The organism is Sinorhizobium kostiense (assembly GCF_017874595.1).
Lineage (GTDB): Bacteria > Pseudomonadota > Alphaproteobacteria > Rhizobiales > Rhizobiaceae > Sinorhizobium > Sinorhizobium kostiense.
In genome coordinates, this window is sequence record NZ_JAGILA010000002.1 from 616,044 (window position 1) to 633,243 (window position 17,200).

A 17,200-nucleotide genomic window follows, 5' to 3' on the forward strand; every position below is an offset into this window, starting at 1 on the left:
CCGCTTTTTCCTTGACCTCGCCCCGCCTCACGTCCTAACCGCAGCGCATCTAGCGCATCGGCCCCGAAAATCGGAACCGATTTTCCGGAAAGCACGGTGCTTAGATTCAAAAACTGGCAGCGTCCTTTGTGCGTCCTGAAGGACCGCACGGCGCTGTAAAAGCAGCTGGCGGGGACCGGTGATGAAAGTTCTTCTGATTGGATCGGGCGGACGCGAACACGCGCTTGCGTGGAAGATCGCGCAATCGCCGAAGCTCACCGCGCTCTACGCCACGCCCGGCAATCCCGGCATTGCCGAGGAAGCAAAGATTGTTGCACTAGATACCGACGATCATGCAGCCATTGCCGATTTCTGCCGCAGGCAAGGGATCGATTTCGTCGTTGTCGGACCCGAGGCGCCGCTGGTCGCGGGCCTCGCGGACGTGCTTCGCGCCGCCGGCATCCCCGTCTTCGGTCCCTCGGCGGCAGCCGCCCAACTCGAAGGCTCCAAGGGCTTCACCAAGGACCTCTGCGCCAGATACGGCATCCCGACCGGCGCCTACAAACGATTCACAGCGGCCGAACCGGCCAGGGCCTATGTCCGCCAAGAGGGCGCTCCGATCGTCATCAAGGCGGATGGGCTTGCCGCCGGCAAGGGCGTGACGGTCGCCATGACCCTCAAGGAAGCGCTGGCCGCCATTGACGACTGTTTCTCAGGCGCGTTTGGCGACGCCGGCGCAGAGGTAGTCGTCGAGGCTTATCTCGACGGAGAGGAGGCGAGCTTCTTCTGCCTCTGCGACGGGATGACCGTGCTGCCGCTCGCCTCTGCTCAGGATCACAAGCGCGTCGGTGACGGCGATACCGGACCGAACACAGGAGGCATGGGCGCCTATTCGCCGGCGCCGGTGATGACCCCGGAAATGACCGAGCGGACAATGAGGGAGATCATCGAGCCGACGGTTCGCGGCATGGCCGATAGCGGCCACCCGTTCACGGGCGTTCTCTTTGCTGGCTTGATGATCACGGAGAAGGGCCCGGAACTCATCGAATATAATGTCCGCTTCGGCGACCCGGAATGCCAGGTGCTGTTGATACGCATGAAGAGCGACCTCCTGGAGCTCCTCTACGCGTCGGCAACAGGGACACTCGGTGGCATGAAGGTCGAGTGGCGCGATGAGTCGGCACTGACGGTCGTGATGGCGTCCCGGGGCTATCCCGGTGCCTACGAGAAAAACACGCCTGTCGCGGCCCTGCCCGAGCCCTCCGCAGCAACCAAGGTGTTCCATGCCGGTACGGCAATCAAGGACGGCCGCCTGGTCGCCACCGGCGGCCGCGTGCTGAACGTCACCGCCATCGGCGAAACAATCGGCGAAGCGAAAGCCGCTGCCTATGCCGCCGTGGAAGCCGTTTCGTGGGAGAACGGGTTCTATCGAAGCGATATAGGCTGGCGGGCGGTCGCGCGCGAGAACCCTTAACCCACGCAATTTTGCCGTATCATTCAATTTTTACCAATTCTCCTGACCGGAAGGTAAGGGAAAGCTCATATTCTCGCCTCGAATGTTCGAGGAGATACGGATGCGCTGCCTGCTGATCATCGCCGCTCTTTTCCTTGCTGCCGGAACGGCGGCAGCCTCGTCCATCGAGAACGTGGCTTCCGGAGTGGCCGTCAATTCCAGTGTAGCCACAATCCCGTGTACGCAATGTCCGCCATTGCAACCGAAGAGGAGCTCCTCCTATGTGGTGCCTGCGCTCGAGTTCGGAACGGATCGGGTCGAGCTCAAGGAAATCGATGGGGAGATCAAGTCCGTCCGAACGGAGGCGTGGCTTGGGGGATCGCCGGTCGTATTCGTCACCAAAGCATCGGACGAGGCGATCAAGGCCGCGGCGGTGAAATCGGATCCGGTTGCACTGGCACATGCCCCCGCGGCACCGCTTTCCCCGGCGGTCGACGAGACGAAGACATCCGCTCTCGGCATCTCCGGGGTCGAGCCGGTCGGCGCATCCATGGCCGGCACCACCTCACGGAAATTTGATCCGTCTGGCTTCGCACTTCGGCTAGATTAACACCATATTATCAAGGTTCCCTGCCCCACCGGCCAGGTTCAAGGGCCGACGGGCATTCGCTGCAATGGCGAAAGGTTGCGCCCCTGAGAGAAGCAGGGGCGTAATCTTTTTGGCCCGTGCGCATGTCTTTCCGCCAAAGCCGTATCAAGCTTCGCCGAGCCTCTTCGCCAGCATGTCGATCTCGCCATCGGAATAGATCTCGATGCCGTTCCGGCGGAGAAGCGCTGCGGTGACGCCCTCGCCACGGACACGCTCGCCACTGAAGGTTCCATCATAGATAAAGCCGGAACCGCAGGACGGGCTGCCATCGATCAGCAACGCGAAGCTGCAATTCGTCTCGAGTGCAAGCGCAAGGGCGTTTTCGGCCGCGCGGCGGAACGCCCCCGTCACGTCCCCACCGGTCTTTTCCAAGACACGGGCTTTCCCCTTGAGGACTTCGGCACCAGTCCTTGCCTCCTCGATCTCAGCCGGTGGACGCGGAACCGGCATGCCGGCCGAAACCTCGGGACAGATAGCGACTAGCCGCCCCTCCTGGCGCCAGCGCTCGATCGCCGGATGAACCAGCGGCTTCGATCCGCCGTCATAGCGCACACTATGGCCCATGAGGCAGCCACTGATGAGGATTCTTGCAGTCATGCTCCTGCTCGGCAGTTCGTCGCCACTGCACGGCGTTCCGTATTGGTGACACTACTGCGTGTCTCCGTAAATCGACCTCGACGACAAGACAGGCAGCGCTTGAAGGCGTTACGGCGAGCTTTGCGCGGCTGATAAGACGCGCAAAGCTGTAGGTGCGTCCGCCGGCTACCCCGCTATTTTCGAAAAATCGGCAACTTCGCCCGTCGCCGTGCGGATCAGGCCGAGCAATGCCAGGCGGTTCGCGCGGATTGCTGCATCCTCGTCATTGACCAGCACGTCATTGAAGAACACGTCGACCGGCTCGCGCAGTCTGGCAAGCGCCTCCATGGCCGAGCGGAAGTCTTCCTTGACGATCGCCTCGCGTGCGTCGTCCGAGGCGAGCTTGATGGAAGCGTGCAGCGTCCGCTCGGCGTCGAGATTGAAGAGCTTCTCGTCTACCGCAGCGGCGACCTCGGTGCCCTTCTTCTCCTCGGCGGCGAGAATCTGCGTCGCGCGCTTTGTTCCGGCAAGCAGGTCCTTGCCCTCTTCCGCCGTGATGAAGGCAGTCAGCGCCTCGACGCGGCGGGCGATCATCAGCAGGTCGTCGGCGTCCGGCGTCAGCACCGCATCGATCAGGTCGTAACGTGCGCCGAGATCGCGGAGATAGACCTTCAGGCGATCATGGAAGAAGGCAAGGAGATCGGCGACGTCGCCGCCGAGACCGGGCCGCTGGGCCTTGAGGCCGGCAAGTGCGATGTTGAAAAATGGCAGCATCGACAGGCGGGCTTTGCCCTCGAGCACGAGTCGGATCACGCCAAGTGCGGCGCGCCGCAACGCATAAGGGTCCTTCGAACCGGTCGGCTTTTCGTCGATCGCCCAGAAGCCGACAAGAGTGTCGAGCTTGTCGGCGAGCGCAACCGTCACGGCTACCGGATCAGTCGGCACCCGGTCAGACGGGCCTTGCGGCTTGTAGTGATCCTCGATGGCGTTGGCGACGGCGGCGTCCTCGCCCTGCAGCGCGGCATATTTGTGGCCCATGATGCCTTGCAGTTCGGGAAACTCACCGACAGCCTCGGTGCGCAGGTCCGCCTTGGCGAGTACGGCCGCGCGATCGACGAGGGCCGGGTCGGCGCCGGTGACCTTGGCGAGCGCGGCGGCCAAGGCGCGCAGACGGGCCACACGCTCGCCTTGAGTGCCGAGCCTGGCATGAAAGGTGACGTTCAAAGCGTCGAGCTTCGCCATGCGCTGGTCGAGCGGTTTCTCAAGATCAAGGCCGAACTTCTCAGCCGATGCCGTCAGCGTCTCCAGATCCGGCAGATCGCCCTGGTCGCGCCTCCAGAAATGCGCCGCGTCCGACAGCCGGGCCCGCACAACTTTGCCGTTGCCGTGAATGATCTCCTTCCCGCCGTCGCTCGCCTCGATGTTGGCAACGAGAATGAACTTGTTCGAAAGCGTGTTTGCACCGGGTTCACGCGTGACGAAACACTTCTGGTTGGTCTTGATCGTCAGCCGGATGATCTCTGAGGGGACGTCGAGAAACGCCTCGTCGAAACTCCCCATCAGCACGCGCGGCCATTCGACAAGGCCAGCCACCTCCTCAAGCAAGCCCTCGTCTTCGACGAGCTCGAGTCCGTTGGCGAAGGCGATGTTGTGGGCATCGGCATTGATCATCTGCTTGCGGCGCTCTGCGTCAAGGACCACCATTGCTCTTTCGAGCTTCTCCGCATAGTCGGCGAAGCGGCGCACAGTGATTGCCTCCGGCGCATGAAAACGGTGGCCGTAGGTGACGTTGCCGGCGACGACCCCGTCGACCTCAAACGGTATCGTCCTCGTCTCCTCGGTTTCCGCGCCAAAGGTGCAGACGATCGACTGCAGCGGTCGCACCCAGCGCAGACTGCCGGGTCTTGCGGACGCGGCACCAGAGCGCATGGATTTCGGCCAGGGAAAATCGCGAATGATCCCCGGCATCACCTCCGCGATGATGTCTTCGGCCGCTCTACCGGGCTTGACGATATGCGCGACGTAGAATTCGCCTTTCTTTGGATCGCTGTGGACATGCGCATCGCTGATCGACGAAAGGCCGGCAGCCCGCAGGAAGCCCTCTATCGCCTTTTCATTCGCATCTGTACGCGGGCCCTTGCGCTCCTCGCGAATGTCGGCGGAGCGGGCATTCAGGCCGCGAATGTCGAGCGTCATCCGGCGCGGGGTCCAATATTCTCGCGCGCCCTCGTAGCTGAGACCGGCCTCGACAAGTGCGTCCGTCACGAGCTTCTTCAGGTCGCCGGCTGCCTTGCGCTGCATGCGGGCGGGAATTTCTTCGGAGCGCAGTTCGATGAGAAGATCGGGCATGAATTCGAGACTTCGTTTCTGTTCCGGAGGGCTGGCGCGGGACTTAGCAAGCTCTGGCGAAAATGTCATCACGCCGGTCAAGGAAATTGGCGGTCCTACCAACCTCCGCCGCCACCGCCGCCACCGCCGCCGCCTGAGAAGCCGCCGCCAGAGGAAAAACCTGAGGACGAACTTTTGGGCGGAGGCGGCAATGAGGAGGCGATGGTATCAGCCATCGATCCGGCGAAACCGCCGATCGTGTCGGTGAAGGAGCCGGGAGCAAAACTATCGCCATGGTACCAGCTTGGCTGGTATGTAGCCGCAGCGGCACCGCCTGCCGCCGCCAGCAGCCATCGGTCGAAGGTCTCGGTCCACGGTTTCTCGACGCCGAGCGCCACTGCATAGGGCAGCAGCGTCTCGAAGTGGCGGGGCGACATTTCCGGCGCACCCTGCATGTTCATTCGATCCTTCTCGGCAAGTGTCAAATACTGCCTCAGACCCTCGATCCCATCCATCATGCGCCTGCCGAGCGGCGTCGGCGCACCCATCAGGAAGAAAAAGAGCAGATTGACGAGCACGATCCCGCCAACAGCAAAGAGCAGCGGTAAGTGGTCCGGCTCTGTCGCCGAAAAGACGAGGACGGCAAGGATGCTGGAGAAGACCGTGAAAAGTACGAAGCCGACAAAAGCGATTACGACGATCGACAGGATGCGGCGCGCGAGGCTCGCACCGGGCCGGAACGATTTGCCGAACGAAACAGCCAAAATCGAGATAAAGACAGCGAACATGACGGGCACGATGACAAGCGGGATCATATCTTCGCTAAGATCACCGAAGACGAACAGTGCCGCCAGTGTCGCCACCGAGAGAACGACGCCGCCAATGATGTAGCCGGCATTGGCGCGGTAGTATTTGTCGCGATGTTCGCGCTCCATCGCCCGACGGAAGCCGGAGCCTGCCGTCTCGACCGTCTTGCCGTTCGCCCGATCGATCGTGAGCTTGCCGCCGGAAGATTCAAGCGCCTTCATCAGCGTCGCCTCACCCGTCGGCAATTTGTCTCCTCCATCTTTGCCGGTGGCTGAGACGACGATGGCGCTCTTCAAATCAGCGAGAACCACGTGCCCCTTGACCGCGAGGTTGAGCACGGCCGCAGAGAGTGCGGTCCACCCCTCGCCGGCGAAGCCCTTGTTGTCGATATAGTTGACGAGGGCGGGCGAAATACCATCCGGAGGGTCCCATCGCGGCACCATAATACCGCGGGCGGGGTCACGACCGACCCCAACCCAGGCGCGGCCGTAATAGAGTGTCACGATGACCAGCCCTACGCCGGCAATGACCAATGCGAGGTGGTCGCGAAGCCACCAGATGTTTTCCTGCGCGGCAGTCGGCCGGTCGATGCTGCCCTTCGGCAGCTTGATCGCGACGGTTAGACCCTCCTGCGGACGAAGCCTGCGCGTGGTGGCGAAGAAAATCTCGCCTCCTTCCTCGATCGCACGCGCATCCTTGCCGGTAGCCCCGTAGCCGCCGGTGAAGACGTCAAGGCCCTGTGCCCTGACCCCATCCGGCAGTGTGACCGTTGCAGTCGCCTCCTCGATCGGGAAGGGCCACTCGGTGCCAGTCACGTTCCAGTAGAGCTCATCATGATCGTCGAAAAAGCGGACCTGCCGCCCGGTCTCGTAGGTGATCTGAAACGTGTGTTCGCCATGCGGTAGGAAGACGTCTGCTTTGCCGGTATATATCCGAACGCCGCCGTCGATCGGTTCCGTGCGGTATTCCTCAGGCTCGCCGTCGCGCTCGACGGAAACAACGTTGAAGTCCACCTTCGCCCTGCGGCCGCTCTCGTCAAGGAAGGTCAATGGGAAATCGCGATAGATGCCGCGCCGGATTTGCTTGCCTTCGACCATCGCTGTGATCGTTTCGGTGACCGATAGCGTGCCGTCCTTGGCAAGGTCGACCACGGAATGATAGGCGGCAATGATCTCAGCCGCAGCGGCGACGAGCGGTGAAGCCATGATAAAGAGAGCGATCGCCAACGTCGCGACAAACCGACTCATCGCACCCCCTCCCCGAAACGGCTTCGAAATCGAAACATTAGAACCTGACCGACGGCACCGCACGATCCGCTTCGTTGGTGATTTCGAAATAGCTGGCCCTGGCAAAACGGAAAACGCTGGCCACAAGATTGGAGGGAAAGCTCTCGACCTTCACGTTGAGATCGCGGGCGGCGCCGTTGTAATAACGGCGCGACATTTGGATCTCTCCCTCGATCGTCTCGAGCGACCGCTGCAGTTCCGCGAAATTCTGGTTGGCTTTCAAGTCCGGATAGGCCTCCGCAAGCGCGAACAGGCGCCCGAGGGCCTGGCTGAGCGCGCCCTCCACGGCGGCCCGCCCGGCAACGTCGCCTTCCGGCACGGCCTGCGCCCGATTGCGAAGCGTGACCACTTCCTCGAGCGTGGACTTCTCATGCGCCGCATAGCCCTTCACCGTCTCGATGAGGTTGGGGATGAGATCGGCGCGTCGTTTCAACTGCACGTCGATACCCGACCAGGCTTCCTGGGTCATCTGCCGTGCCCTGACCAGGCTGTTGTAAACGAAGATCAGATAAAGAACCACGGCGACGCCGATTGCCAGCCCTATCATGAATGCCCCTCCTTTTTGACCTGGCGGAGCTTACTGCATGATTCCTCAAATCGGAATCGTTTTGAGCAAAAAGGAAGCGGCAATTCAATGCACTAGGCGGTCGTTACCGGCACCGGAGGCGCCCCTACGCGTTCGGTGCTGGCCTTCACGAGATCACCGGTCGCTTTCCCTGTTTCCCCGGTAACCGCGCCAAGATCGCCGATGAAAGATAGTCGATCCATCGACAACCACACGACGCAAGGCAAACCATGAGACCGCTCGCATCCTTCCTCAACGTGATCGCCTTTTCGGCGCTCTTCGTTGCCTATGCGAGCGTCGGAGAGGTCGAGAAGCCGGATGGTGTCCGGCGCGCGCTGGAGACCTATGATAGGGCGCTAAAGACCAGCGCATCGTCCCTGCTGAAGCCAGCCTCGAACATCGGGAGAGATCGAACAGTCTGATCGGTTCAGGCCGCTTCCTTGTTCCAGTTCGCGCCGCCCGCATCGGTCAGCAGGAAAGCCTCCCCGCAGGCCTTGGCAAGGGTGCGCACGCGCAGGATATAGCTCTGGCGCTCCGTCACGGAAATCACACCGCGAGCATCGAGAAGATTGAAGACGTGGCTCGCCTTGATGCATTGATCGTAAGCGGGGAAAACGCATTTGTGCAGGCCGTCGTTACTTTGGTCACCGGGGGCTCCGGCGGCAAGCAGCGCCAGGCACTCCTTCTCCGCATCGATGAAATGCTGGTGGAGCATGGCGGTATTCGCGTATTCGAAATTGTGCCTTGAATATTCCTGCTCCGCCTGCAGGAACACGTCGCCATAGGTGATCTTGTCGTCACCGTCACGGCCGTTGAAATTGAGATCGTAGACATTGTCGACGCCCTGAACATACATTGCCAGGCGCTCCAGCCCATAGGTCAGTTCGCCGGAAACCGGCGAGCACTCGAGGCCGCAGACCTGCTGGAAATAAGTGAACTGCGAGACTTCCATGCCGTCGCACCAGCACTCCCAGCCGAGCCCCCACGCGCCGAGAGTCGGACTTTCCCAATCATCCTCGACGAAACGGATGTCGTGCAGCAGCGGGTCGAGGCCGATCGCCTCCAGCGATCCCAGATAGAGCTCCTGCAGGTTGGACGGGTTCGGCTTCAACAGCACCTGGTATTGATAATAGTGCTGGAGCCGGTTCGGGTTCTCGCCGTAACGGCCGTCGGTCGGGCGACGCGACGGCTGGACATAGGCAGCACGCCATGGCTTCGGCCCGAGCGCCCTTAGCGTTGTCGCCGGGTGGAAGGTGCCGGCGCCGACTTCCATGTCGTAGGGCTGCAGCACCGCGCAACCTTTGGCCGCCCAGTAGTTGTGCAGCGTCAGGATCAGGGCCTGGAACGAGCGCTTCGGGTTCATGTGGTCCGGGAGAGATGCGGTGGTCATGGTATCGTCCGAATTCTCGAGAATTTGCGGGGACAGGTGCCATGCCGGAGAACGGGGGTCAAGCGGCTTGGACGGTTCCACTTGGCCAGGCGGAAGTGGCAATCCTCAGTCATCATCGCGCTTCAGACGGTATTCACCGGTCTTCGGGTCCTTGACAAGGGTTCCGTCGGCACCGGTCGCGTGCTCCCGGCGCAGGCGCTCACGCTGACGCGTAAGCCGTTCGGCGTCTTTGACGAACTTGCGGTAGCCGATCCAGGCAATGAGGGCGATGATCAAGAGCAGGATGATCTGCGGCATGGTTCCTCCTCTGCTCCTCCCGTTCAAGGACAAGGAGGTGCAGCACCTCGGTGTTACAGCGGCTTTGCGCTCTACTGCATGTCTCCCTAAACCGACCTCGATTCAACGACAAAGACAGGCAGCCATTCATAGTGCTACAGCGACCTTTGCGCGTCTGACAAGACGCGCGGCGCGGTAGGCCAGATTATCGCCGACTCAAAGACCGAAGCGTGCCCAGAGCGCCCTCTCCTCCATCGCTTCCACGAGCTCCGCCGCCGATGCCGCCAATGGGCCGGCGATCGCGCCCGCCACCGCCGCGCCCGGCTGGCGGCGTCCGAAAAGGCTGCGGCTGGGCTGGATGAGCTCGAGGCTGGCCTTTTCGCCGTAGCGCTTCTTCACCTCGCCGCGCATGTCGCCGAGCGTGTCCACGAGGCCGAGCTCCTGCCCGCGCCGCCCCGTCCAGAAGAGGCCGGAAAAAATATCGGGGTGATCGGCAAGAAGCGAACCGCGCCGTGCCTTGACCATCTGGATAAAGGTAGCATGGATGTCGAGCTGAAGGCTCTTCAAGAACTCGACGTCGCGCTCCTTTTCCGGCTGGAACGGATCGAGCACGACCTTGTTCTCGCCGGCGGTATAGACGCGCCGCTCGACGCCTATCTTCTTCAAGAGTTCCGGGAAGCCGAAGCCGCCGGAAACGACGCCGATAGAGCCGACGATCGAACTCGGATCGGCAATGATCTCGTCTCCCGCAAGCGCGATCATGTAGCCACCCGAAGCGGCCACATCCTCGATGAAGATCAACACGCGCTTCTTCTTCTCCTCGGCCAGGTCGCGAATGCGCTGGTAGATCAGGCGCGACTGGACCGGCGAGCCGCCAGGCGAATTGACCGAGATGGCAATGGCGGGCGCTTCCTTTGCAGAGAAAGCCTTCTCAAGCAACGGCGCCACGGTAGCAAGATTGAGAGCGGGACGGAACTGGCTGCCGCCGGTCATGATAGCACCGTGGAGCCGGATTGCCGGGATGGTCACGCCGTCCTTACGAAAACGTCTCGGCAATATTTTCTTCAAGAACCCGGCCATTTCAACTCCTGCCCTGTGAGAAACTGCTCCTGCATGTATGCACTCCCGCTGCAAACGCAATGCCATTCCTGCCGTTTGTCAGCGCCGCCCGTACGCCGCGCGACCGTTGTTCAGGTCGTCGACCTCCGGGGAGAAGCGGTGGGATCCCTCGCCGTGCATCACAAGCGGCGCACGCAGCACCAGCCGCTTGCGGCTCTGCTTTATCGCGGTCACCAGGATGCGCACCGCGTTTTCCCCCGCACGGGGCAGAAGCGGCGTGATCTCGATACCGCCGAAACGGCGGCCGCAGGCAGCGATGATCTCGGCGATCGATTCCGGTCTGGCGATCAGCGAAAGCTGGCCTCCGGGCTTCATGATAGCGCCTGCCGTCTTGATCCACGCCTCGAAGAGATCGTCGCTCATAGAGTGGGCTTCGGCCCTCAGGCCATCCGGCGTCCGGCGGTCGGCGGCATCGTTGAATGGCGGGTTCATGATCACGTGATCGAAGCAATCGTCAACAAGGCCCGCCGCGACGCGCGCCTTTCCGTGCAGTGCAACGTCCGCCTCGAGTACTGCGACACGCGCGGCGAAGCCGGCGTTCTCGGGTAAGGCCAGGCTACGGCGGGCGAAATCCGCCATGACCGGCGAACGCTCGACGAGCAGCACCTCGGCCGTGTCGATCCGTGAGGCGACGGCAATGCCGGCCGCCCCCGCGCCTGCGCCGAGGTCGGCGACGCGGCAGGGCCGCTCCGAGGAAACGAGCGAGGCGAGCAGCATCGCATCCATGCCGGAGCGATGGCCCTGACCGAGCGGCTGGATCAGGTGAAACCTGCCGCGGTGGAACGCGTCCACCGTTTCCGATGGCACTCTCATTACGCCGTCCATCCCGCGCTCGATCCGGGCGCGTATTGCGTCGGCCAACCGATCACTGCCGCAATTCCTTCTCGAGACCGGCGTCGATCAGGATGCGCCGGGCCCTGTCGGCATCCTCGTCGGCCACAAGAAAGCGACGCGGCAGCAGGCCGAGCGAGCCTTCGAGGATGCTCATGTCGCGATCGGCTACAAGGCAGGTAATGCCGGCATCCTTCATCAGACTTTCCGCAAAGGAGAGAAGGACGGCGTCGTTGGTGCGGATCAGTTCCTTCATGACGGCCTCAATTTACAAAGGGGAGGCAATTCGCCTCTTGCCGCCCGTGGCCCCACTTTCTATTGTCCAATCGACGACGAAACAGGAGTCCGGGGCGTTGGGCGTAGTGATACCGCTGGAAGACAATAAAAACAAACAGGCGTCCGTGCAGCCGCTTGTCGGGCTTACTTCGTCCGACATGGAGCGAGTCAACCAGCTCATTCTCTCCAAGGCGGGCTCCGACGTCCAGATGATCCCGGAGGTTGCCAATCACCTGATTTCCTCGGGCGGCAAGCGACTGCGGCCAATGCTGACGCTCGCCGCCGCCTCGATGTTCGGCTACGAGGGCGACGCCCATGTCAAGCTCGCAACCAGCGTCGAATTCATGCACACGGCTACGTTGCTCCATGACGACGTGGTCGACGAGAGCGATCTCAGACGCGGCAAATCCACGGCTCGAACGATTTGGGGCAATCAAGCAAGCGTTCTCGTCGGCGATTTCCTGCTTGGCCAGGCTTTTCGCATGATGGTCGATGTCGGCTCGCTCGATGCGCTCGACGTGCTGTCGACGGCGGCGTCGGTGATCGCGGAAGGCGAGGTCCTGCAGCTTTCGGTGGCCAAGAACATGGAAACCACCGAGGACGACTATCTGCAGGTCATCCGCGCCAAGACCGCTGCCCTCTTTGCGGCCGCCGCCGAGGTTGGCCCGATCGTCGCTGGCGCGAGCAGGGCCGACCGCAACGCGCTCAAGTCCTACGGCATGAATCTCGGCCTCGCCTTCCAGCTCGTCGACGACGTACTCGATTATGGCGGCTCGTCGAGCGATCTCGGCAAGAACGTTGGAGATGATTTCCGCGAGGGCAAGATCACGCTGCCGATCATTCTCTCCTATCGACGCGGCACGCCGGGGGACCGGAACTTCTGGCGCGCAGCGATCGAGGGCGGCGCGAGCGACGCGGCCAATCTCGAGAAGGCACTCGGGCTCATCCGCCGCTATGGCGGTCTGACCGACACCATCGCGCGGGCGCAGCACTACGGCACGATCGCGCGCGATGCGCTCGCACCTCTGCCGGCTTCCCCCTGGAAGGCGGCGCTGATCGAGGTGATCGATTTCTGCATCGACCGGGTGAGCTGAGATCGTTGCGCCGGGAGATTCCGGGGGGAATTTCTTGCCGCGCTGCGCCAAAAAAGCCATTCTATTCATCAATACTTGCGTCGGGCCCCCTCCGATCGACTGCGAAGCTGACAGCGGTAGCGCGACGCGCCGGACAATCGGCAACGAAAGGTTAGATATGCGGCAGAAAGAACTTTTACGCCTTCTCAGCGGCGCGGCGATGCTCGCCCTTCTGGCGTTGACCGGCAGCCACCATGCCTACGCTGAAGATGTTGCGGCTGTCGAGGATGCCCAGCCTTTCGACGTCAGCAGCGTCAACACCTTCGCCGGCGCCTTCCTGGCGGCGCGAACGGCCGATGTCGACCGGGATTACGAAACGGCGGCTGACCTCTACCGGATCGCACTGCAATTCGAACCGGAGAACAGAGAGGTGAAGCAGCGGCTGATGATTACGCTGCTGATCAGCGGCAAGTTCGACGGCGGCGCCAAGGTTGCGGAGGAACTGAAATCCGATCGGGCCGTCGAACGGATCACGACGATCGTCCGCGCCGTCGAGGCAATTCGCAAACGCGAGTACCGCAACGCCCAGAAGCTCCTGAACTACGAAGGGCCGAACGATCTCGACCGGCTGATGAGCACGTTGCTCTCGGCCTGGGCGAAATTCGGCCAAGGTCGGCCCAAGGAGGCGCTGGCGCAGATCAGGGCGCTCGAAGGGCCGGAATGGTTCCGGGTGTTCAAGAACTATCATGCCGGCGCCATCGCGCTTGCCGCCGGCGACAAGGCCACGGCCCGCTCTCGGCTGAACGACGCTATTCTCGACCGGGAGGGCGGCAGTGCCGCGCCTGACACCTTCATGCGTGCGGTCGAGGCGCTGGCGCGCTTCGAAGCTCGCGAGGGCAATAAGCAAAAGGCGCTGGATACGGTCGCCGTGGGCGAGAGCCTCGTCAACAACTATACCCCGCTCGAAGCGCTCAGGAAGAGCATCGAAGAGGGCAAACCCCAGGAGCAGCAGGTGCGCACCGCCGTACAGGGAGCAGCGGCCGTGCTTTTCTCGATTGGCGGTGCGCTCAACCGCGAGGGCGCGGAAGACATCGTATCGCTCTATCTGCAGACGGCGCGCCGGCTCGATCCGGAAAGTGCCGACATCCTCGTCATGCTGGGCGGCATCGCGGAAAACCTGAAGAAGCAGGAAGAAGCGATCGCACTTTATAAAAGCGTGCCGGAAAATTCTCCGATGCGTCGCATCTCCGAGCTTCAACTGGGCCTCGCGCTTGCCGGCATCGGTAAAGTCGAAGAAGCGAAGAAGCACTTGCGGGCGCTGATCGACCTCGATCCCAAGAACATCCGCAACTATCTCGCCTACGGCAGCGTGCTTTCTGACGCCAAGGCCTATAAGGAGATGGGGGAGCTCTACGACCGGGCCGTCGAGGCCATCGGTCCGGTACCGAAGCGCAACGACTGGACCGTGTTCTTCCAGCGCGGGATCGCCTATGAGCGGCAGAAGCTCTGGGACAAAGCCGAACCGAGTTTCCGCAAAGCACTGGAGCTCAATCCTGATCAGCCGCAGGTGTTGAACTATCTCGGCTACTCCTGGGTCGACATGAACATAAACCTCGAAGAGGGCCTGGAGATGATCCGCAAGGCCGTCGAGCTCAAGCCCGACGACGGCTACATCGTCGATTCACTCGGCTGGGCCTATTTCCGCATGAATCGGTTCGATGAGGCGGTGGTTGAGCTCGAACGTGCGGCGGAGTTGATGGCCGGCGATCCGACGATCAACGACCATCTTGGCGACGCCTATTGGCGGGTTGGGCGCAAGCTCGAAGCAGTGTTCCAGTGGACGCAGGCATTGGAACTTAAGCCCGAAGAGCCGGAAATCCCCAAGATCAAGGCGAAGATCGAAAACGGCCTGCCGCCGCTCAAGGAACAGGTCCCGGCGGCAGCGGACGCCAAGGAAACCCTGCCGAAGAAGGCCAATCCTGAAACTGCGGCGCCGGGCAAGAAGTCCTGATGGCCGCATGCAGGCAGATGACATCCCCGGCTTCGCGCTAACCTGTCCAGCGCCGGCCAAGATCAACCTGGCGCTCCATGTCGTCGGCCTGCGCGCCGATGGCCATCACCTTCTTGAAAGCCTCGTCACCTTTGCCGATCACGGCGACAGGATTGCACTGGCGCCGGCCGAGGTGGACCGGTTCACTGTGACGGGCCGTTTTGCGCAGGATTTGCCGGTCTCGGCGAAAGACAAGAGCGGTAATCTGGTGCTGCGCGCCCGCGATCTCTTGCGGCGCGAGGCGACCGCACGGGGCTATGAGGCAGGGCCGGTCCACCTGCATCTCGAAAAGAACCTGCCGATTGCCTCCGGCATCGGGGGCGGCTCGGCCGACGCTGCAGCCACGCTTCGAGGATTGCTTGCGCTCTGGGAAGCAAGGATAGCGCCCGCAAGACTGAAAGAGCTCGCACTTGAACTCGGCGCCGACGTGCCGATGTGCCTCGATCGGAGGCCGCTCCTCGCAAAGGGGGTCGGTGAAGAGATCAGCCCAATATTCAAGCTGCCGTCTTTTTCGATCGTCCTTGTCAACCCCCTCATCGCGGTCTCGACGCCGGCGGTCTTCCGCGCGCTGACCAACAAGACCAATCCTCCGCTTGCCCTGCCCACGGGCATCGAAACCGCAGAGGAGTGGTTGGCGGCGATGGCCGGCATGCGCAACGATCTGGAGCCGCCAGCACGCGTGCTCGAACCTGTCATTGAAAAGGTATCCGACGCCCTCAGGGCGGCTGGGGCCGGCCTTGTGCGCATGTCCGGCTCGGGTGCCACCTGCTTCGGCCTGTTCGACGACGACGAAAGCGCAGCTGCGGCCGCACAGCGCATTTCCGCCACGCATGCGGGGTGGTACGTTCTAGCCACCCGCACCACCGGAAAGAGAGGATAACGCGACATGCCCGGCATAGACGAGACGCGTCCGTTCATTCCCGTCGGCATTGCCGTGCTGACCGTCTCCGACACGCGCACGCGTGCGGACGACAAATCCGGGGATACGCTCGAGGCAAGGATACGCGAAGCCGGCCATCGGCTCGAGGCACGCGCGATCGTTCCCGATGACAAACAGAAGATCCACGAGCAAGTGAAGGCCTGGACACTGGCTCCCGACATCGACGTCGTCATCACTACCGGTGGCACGGGTTTTACCGGCCGCGACGTGACGCCCGAGGCGCTCGAGCCGCTGTTCGAAAAGCGCATGGAGGGCTTCTCCGAGGTGTTCCACCGCATTTCCTACGACAAGATCGGTACGTCGACGATCCAGTCGCGGGCAACTGGCGGCGTCGCCAATGCCACCTTCATCTTCGTCCTGCCCGGCTCACCCGGAGCCTGCAAGGATGCCTGGGACGGCATCCTGAAACAACAGCTCGACTACAGGCATATGCCCTGCAACTTCGTCGAGATCATGCCGCGGCTGGATGAGCACTTGAAGCGCGGCTGAACACCCCCTGTTCCTTTTGGAACAGTCCGCCACAGCCAAAGCGGCTACACTGTATCGGTCAGCTTTGCGCGAAGCGGTCACGGCAGCAGGCAGCGTTTGGGCCGCTTATTGGATGTTTCCTTCGATCGCAGCCGATCCAGGATGAGAAACATTGCAGCGCTACAGCGACCTTTGCGCATCTCAAAATCCGCGCGGCGCTGTAGAGGGTGAGGCATGACGCCTCTCTCCCCGGAAATATTGGGGAAGAGGGAATTTACGACATGCGGCCCATGGGAAAGGGCGGCCGGCATGGAAGGAGATTTTGCAAAAAAGGAAATTTGAGTGTTGTTGGGGGGTGCCGAAAGGCACACCCCCTATTAACCATGTTTTCGCACACGGCGCCGCGTCCTTGACGCGCAAACGGCGATTCAGGCGCGCTCTGCCGTCCGGTGACTGGTCGCCACCCAAGCCGGAATTAGCTCGGTCGCAAGCTTGCGCGCCGTTCGAGCCTTGACAATGTCGCTTAACCGCATGTCGGCACTTGCCAAGGCAATGGCATCGCGCTTGCGCATCAAGAACCCGGTCTCAAGCGGCGCTGCCCTCTGCGAAAGGCGCTTGAGGAGTGGCCGCTTATGTATTCTCGATGGCGAAAACCGCGCGGGCCCTTTGTTGAGGGCGATATATTCCAGGAGTTCGTCCACCCAGCGGCCGAGCGGACGGGCTCCGGGTTCGAGCAGCATCAGCCATTCGCCTCTCGCGGAACGTAGGATCTCGCCGAGGTTCCAGTTGGCGCAGAAGCGGCAACCGGCCGCGTCGGCCACCTCCATCGAGCCGTCCTTTGAACCTTGATCGAGGATGATCACGTCGCTGACGAGCCCCTCTATGGCGCCCGCGACAAGCGCGGAGAGCGTTTGCGCCAGTTCCGCCTCGTTGTCCCTTGTCTCCATTATGACCGTCAGCATGGCCGTTCCTACCGCATTGCAACAGCAAATGCCATAAGATTGCACGGGTAAGAGCCCTCGCCTCGCCCGAATTCCAAAGCGTCAGAAGATTTGTTCTTGCTTTGTTCGCATTCATGAGCTAGGAAAATAATCAAAGCGGAACAGAGTCGCCAATCAGTTCCGAGGAGATTTC

17 protein-coding genes are annotated in these 17,200 nt (G+C 62.0%); 7 read left to right on the top strand and 10 right to left on the bottom strand.

Going from position 1 to position 17,200, the window contains the following annotated elements; genetic code table 11:
- The first annotated feature begins 181 nt into the window (after nucleotides 1-181).
- Both purD and J2Z31_RS09475 read left to right on the top strand, forming a co-directional pair.
- The gene (purD, locus tag J2Z31_RS09470; RefSeq protein WP_209601646.1) at nucleotides 182-1,453 is read left to right on the top strand and encodes a phosphoribosylamine--glycine ligase; all 1,272 of its coding nucleotides are present in this window, start codon (nucleotides 182-184) and stop codon (nucleotides 1,451-1,453) included.
- 100 nt (nucleotides 1,454-1,553) lie between these two features.
- Complete coding sequence (locus tag J2Z31_RS09475) at nucleotides 1,554-2,042, top strand: plant virulence effector HPE1-like domain-containing protein (RefSeq protein ID WP_209601647.1); 489 nt, start codon at nucleotides 1,554-1,556, stop codon at nucleotides 2,040-2,042.
- Nucleotides 2,043-2,186: 144 nt separating this feature from the next.
- Here J2Z31_RS09475 and J2Z31_RS09480 read toward each other — a convergent pair whose 3' ends face one another.
- The 4 genes from J2Z31_RS09480 to J2Z31_RS09495 all read right to left on the bottom strand — a co-directional run bounded on the left by J2Z31_RS09480 (nucleotide 2,187) and on the right by J2Z31_RS09495 (nucleotide 7,625).
- Nucleotides 2,187-2,678, bottom strand: coding sequence for a DUF523 domain-containing protein (locus J2Z31_RS09480; RefSeq protein ID WP_209601648.1), 492 nt, complete (start codon nucleotides 2,676-2,678; stop codon nucleotides 2,187-2,189).
- A gap of 165 nt (nucleotides 2,679-2,843) precedes the next feature.
- A complete protein-coding gene (gene glyS / locus J2Z31_RS09485) occupies nucleotides 2,844-5,006 on the bottom strand; it encodes a glycine--tRNA ligase subunit beta (protein WP_209601649.1) in 2,163 nt (720 codons plus the stop codon).
- A 95-nt stretch (nucleotides 5,007-5,101) separates the two neighbouring features.
- Nucleotides 5,102-7,039 (bottom strand): DUF2207 domain-containing protein, encoded by a 1,938-nt coding sequence (locus J2Z31_RS09490; RefSeq protein WP_209601650.1) that lies wholly within the window; start codon nucleotides 7,037-7,039, stop codon nucleotides 5,102-5,104.
- Between the two features lie 37 nt (nucleotides 7,040-7,076).
- Complete coding sequence (locus tag J2Z31_RS09495) at nucleotides 7,077-7,625, bottom strand: LemA family protein (RefSeq protein WP_209601651.1); 549 nt, start codon at nucleotides 7,623-7,625, stop codon at nucleotides 7,077-7,079.
- A gap of 248 nt (nucleotides 7,626-7,873) precedes the next feature.
- On the opposite strand from J2Z31_RS09495, the gene J2Z31_RS09500 reads away from it, so the two are divergent.
- Nucleotides 7,874-8,065, top strand: a complete 192-nt coding sequence (locus J2Z31_RS09500) for a hypothetical protein (protein ID WP_209601652.1) — start codon at nucleotides 7,874-7,876, stop codon at nucleotides 8,063-8,065.
- 5 nt (nucleotides 8,066-8,070) lie between these two features.
- Here the strand turns inward: J2Z31_RS09500 and J2Z31_RS09505 are convergent, their stop codons facing one another.
- The 5 genes from J2Z31_RS09505 to J2Z31_RS09525 all read right to left on the bottom strand — a co-directional run bounded on the left by J2Z31_RS09505 (nucleotide 8,071) and on the right by J2Z31_RS09525 (nucleotide 11,515).
- Complete coding sequence (locus J2Z31_RS09505) at nucleotides 8,071-9,033, bottom strand: glycine--tRNA ligase subunit alpha (protein ID WP_209601653.1); 963 nt, start codon at nucleotides 9,031-9,033, stop codon at nucleotides 8,071-8,073.
- Nucleotides 9,034-9,138: 105 nt separating this feature from the next.
- Nucleotides 9,139-9,330 carry a hypothetical protein gene (locus J2Z31_RS09510; protein ID WP_209601654.1) on the bottom strand — a complete coding sequence of 64 codons (192 nt, stop codon included), beginning with the start codon at nucleotides 9,328-9,330 and terminating at the stop codon, nucleotides 9,139-9,141.
- 195 nt (nucleotides 9,331-9,525) lie between these two features.
- Nucleotides 9,526-10,389, bottom strand: coding sequence for a S49 family peptidase (locus J2Z31_RS09515; protein WP_209601655.1), 864 nt, complete (start codon nucleotides 10,387-10,389; stop codon nucleotides 9,526-9,528).
- Nucleotides 10,390-10,467: 78 nt separating this feature from the next.
- On the bottom strand, nucleotides 10,468-11,241 hold the full coding sequence (locus J2Z31_RS09520; RefSeq protein ID WP_209601656.1) for a tRNA1(Val) (adenine(37)-N6)-methyltransferase: 774 nt from the start codon (nucleotides 11,239-11,241) through the stop codon (nucleotides 10,468-10,470).
- Nucleotides 11,242-11,293: 52 nt separating this feature from the next.
- Nucleotides 11,294-11,515, bottom strand: a complete 222-nt coding sequence (locus J2Z31_RS09525; protein WP_209601657.1) for a putative signal transducing protein — start codon at nucleotides 11,513-11,515, stop codon at nucleotides 11,294-11,296.
- Between the two features lie 97 nt (nucleotides 11,516-11,612).
- Between J2Z31_RS09525 and J2Z31_RS09530 the strand changes: the two genes are divergently transcribed.
- From J2Z31_RS09530 to moaB, 4 genes are all read left to right on the top strand, one after another.
- Entirely contained in the window at nucleotides 11,613-12,629 is a 1,017-nt protein-coding gene (locus J2Z31_RS09530; protein ID WP_209601658.1) for a polyprenyl synthetase family protein, read from the top strand.
- 157 nt (nucleotides 12,630-12,786) lie between these two features.
- Nucleotides 12,787-14,619, top strand: coding sequence for a tetratricopeptide repeat protein (locus J2Z31_RS09535; RefSeq protein WP_209601659.1), 1,833 nt, complete (start codon nucleotides 12,787-12,789; stop codon nucleotides 14,617-14,619).
- Between the two features lie 7 nt (nucleotides 14,620-14,626).
- Complete coding sequence (locus tag J2Z31_RS09540; protein WP_209601660.1) at nucleotides 14,627-15,538, top strand: 4-(cytidine 5'-diphospho)-2-C-methyl-D-erythritol kinase; 912 nt, start codon at nucleotides 14,627-14,629, stop codon at nucleotides 15,536-15,538.
- 6 nt (nucleotides 15,539-15,544) lie between these two features.
- Nucleotides 15,545-16,087: a molybdenum cofactor biosynthesis protein B gene (moaB, locus tag J2Z31_RS09545; protein ID WP_209601661.1), complete on the top strand. Its 543-nt coding sequence runs from the start codon at nucleotides 15,545-15,547 to the stop codon at nucleotides 16,085-16,087.
- A gap of 407 nt (nucleotides 16,088-16,494) precedes the next feature.
- Here moaB and J2Z31_RS09550 read toward each other — a convergent pair whose 3' ends face one another.
- Nucleotides 16,495-17,028 carry a glycosyltransferase family 2 protein gene (locus J2Z31_RS09550; protein ID WP_209601662.1) on the bottom strand — a complete coding sequence of 178 codons (534 nt, stop codon included), beginning with the start codon at nucleotides 17,026-17,028 and terminating at the stop codon, nucleotides 16,495-16,497.
- Nucleotides 17,029-17,200: the final 172 nt, after the last annotated feature.